The organism is Isoptericola sp. NPDC060257 (assembly GCF_042726645.1).
In the GTDB taxonomy this organism is placed as follows: domain Bacteria; phylum Actinomycetota; class Actinomycetes; order Actinomycetales; family Cellulomonadaceae; genus Isoptericola; species Isoptericola nanjingensis.
Genome location: NZ_JBHXAW010000405.1, coordinates 1 through 2,616 on the forward strand (window position 1 = coordinate 1; position 2,616 = coordinate 2,616).

2 protein-coding genes are annotated in these 2,616 nt (G+C 74.2%); both read right to left on the bottom strand.

Translation table 11 applies throughout. The features are described from left to right. Positions 1 to 9: 9 nt before the first annotated feature. Positions 10 to 1,566, bottom strand: coding sequence for a sugar ABC transporter ATP-binding protein (locus ACFWEK_RS20635; protein WP_430546619.1), 1,557 nt, complete (start codon positions 1,564 to 1,566; stop codon positions 10 to 12). After that, positions 1,563 to 2,582: a LacI family DNA-binding transcriptional regulator gene (locus ACFWEK_RS20640; protein ID WP_430555251.1), complete on the bottom strand. Its 1,020-nt coding sequence runs from the start codon at positions 2,580 to 2,582 to the stop codon at positions 1,563 to 1,565. The genes ACFWEK_RS20635 and ACFWEK_RS20640 overlap by 4 nt, the downstream gene beginning before the upstream one ends. Positions 2,583 to 2,616 lie beyond the last annotated feature (34 nt).

Consider the following 2,616-nt stretch of genomic DNA (forward strand, 5'->3'; position numbering starts at 1 on the left):
CCCACGACATCAGGGGTCGCCGGGGTCGGGCTCGTCCAGCTCCGCGGCGATCATCTCGACGATGGTGTCGACCGTGACCCCGGGGCCGTTGCTCAGCTCGCCGATCTTCTCGCGGTCCTTGAGCACGACGATGCGGTCGGCGAGGCGCACCACCTCCTCCAGCTGGGAGGAGATGAAGACGACGGCGACGCCCTCGCCCGCCAGGCGTGCCACCCGGCGCTGGATCTCGAGCTTGGCCGCGATGTCGATGCCGCGGGTCGGCTCGTCGAGGATCAGGACGTGGGGCCGCGTGGCCAGCAGCCGGGCGAGCAGCACCTTCTGCTGGGTGCCCCCGGACAGCTCGCCGGCCGGCCGGTCCAGGTCGTCGGCCGACAGGTGCAGCGCGTCGAGGTACGTGTCGACGACGGCGTCCTGCTCGCCCCGCGACAGGGGCCGCGACCAGCCCCGCAGCGCCTGCAGCGCCAGGACGATGTTCTCCCGCACCGTGAGGCCCGCGACGATCCCGTCGTCGCGCACGTTCTCGCTCGACATCGCGACCCGGTACCGCAGGGCGGCCCCCGGGCTGCGGAGCTGCACCCGGACGCCGTCGAGCCACAGCTCGCCGCCGTCGGCGCGCTCCGCCCCGCTGATCAGCCGTGCGAGCTCGGTGCGCCCCGACCCGCGCAGCCCCGCGAACCCGACGACCTCGCCCCGGGACAGCTCGAGGTCGGTCGGCTCGAGGACGCCGTGGCGCCCGAGGGACGACGCCCGGAGCGTCGCCTCGCCCGTCCCCGCGTAGTGGTGCGCGAGCCGCTGCGAGCGCAGCGCCTGGAGCGCGTCGATGTCCTCGCCGAGCATCTTGGAGATCACCTCGGCGCGCTCGACGTCCGCCGTCCGGAACTCCGCGACGACGCGGCCGCCCCGCAGCACCGTCATCCGGTCGCTCACCTCGAAGACCTGCTCGAGGAAGTGCGAGACGAACAGCACCGCGACGCCCTGGTCGCACAGGCGGCGCACGACGCCGAGCAGGCGCGCCGCCTCGTCCGCGTCCAGGCTCGACGTCGGCTCGTCGAGCACGAGCACGCGCGGCTCGAGGACGATCGCCCGGGCCACCGCCACGAGCTGCTTGGTCGCGGGCGACAGCGCCGACAGCGGGGCGCGCGGGTCGATGTCCTCGATCCCCAGCGCGGCGAGGGCGGCCGACGCCCGCGCCCTGGTCCGGCCCCAGTCGATGCCGAGCCAGCCGCGCACCTCGTGACCGATCATCACGTTCTCGGCGACGGTCAGGTGCGGGCTCAGGTGCGTCTCCTGGAAGACGGTCGCGATGCCGTCCGCGCGGCTCTGCGCGACGCCCGTCGGCGGGCTCTCGACGCCGTCCACCACGACCGTGCCCGCCAGGATCGGCAGCGTCCCCGTGAGCGCGCCGATGAGGGTCGACTTCCCCGCGCCGTTCTCCCCCATGAGCGCGTGCACCTCGCCCGGCCGCAGCGCCAGGTCCACGTCGTCGAGGACCCGCACCCCCGAGCGCTCCACCGTGATCCCCCGCAGCTCGACGACGGGGGCCGGCGCCGCGGGCCGCGAGGTCATCGGGTGGCCTTCCGCGGCGCGGCGCTCGACGCCCGCGCGATCATCTCCGGGGGGATCTTCGTGACCGGCGGGATCTCCTGCTCCTCGATCGCGGCCCGCAGGACGTCGACGACCGACACGCCGAGGGCGTGGAAGTTCTGCCGCACCGTCGTCAGCGGGGGGATGACGTGCCGCGCGAGGGGGATGTCGTCGAAGCCGACGACGCTCACGTCGTCGGGCACCGAGAAGCCGCGGTCGTGCAGGCCGTGCACGAGGCCTACCGCCATGTCGTCGTTCGCGGCGAAGATCGCCGTGTACTCCGGGAGCTCGCGGATCCCGCGCGCGAAGTCGTACGCGAAGTCGGCCGTCCAGTCCCCGACGACGATGGGGCGCTCGCGCAGCCCCCACGACTTCGCCCGGGCGTGGAAGGACCGCTCGCGCGTGCGGGCGTCGAGCCAGTCCAGCGGGCCGGCGAGGTGCAGGATGTCGCGGTGCCCGAGCGAGACGAGGTGGTCGACGGCGAGCGCCGTCCCCGCCTGCTGGTCGACGGTCACGGTGAGGAACGTCGGGTCCTTGTCGGGCTTGACCACCAGCACCGGGACACCGACGGCGATGCGGCGCAGCGCGGCGATCGACGACGACCGGGGCGCCACGACGCAGAGCGCGTCGACGCCCTGCGCGACGAGGTGGTCGACGGCCTCCTGGGGGGTGATCTCCTCCCCAGCCCGCAGGAGCACGGAGCTGACCACGTACCCGGACGCGCGGGCGGCGGACTCCACGGCGTACAGCGTGCTGGTCGGCCCGAACGTCGCGGCGCTCTCCACGAGGACGCCGATGCGCCGGCTGCGCTGGGTGGCCAGGGCCCGGGCGACCATGTTCGGCCGGTAGCCGAGCTGGTCGATGGCCTCCTCGACGCGCCGCCGGGTGGCGTCGCGGATGTTCGGGTGGTCGTTGAGCACCCGCGACACCGTCATGTGCGAGACACCGGCGAGCTGCGCGACCTGCCGGATGTTCGGCTTGTCGGCGGGACTCGCCATGCGGGGCCTCCACGGGATGCGTCCACCGGCCGGC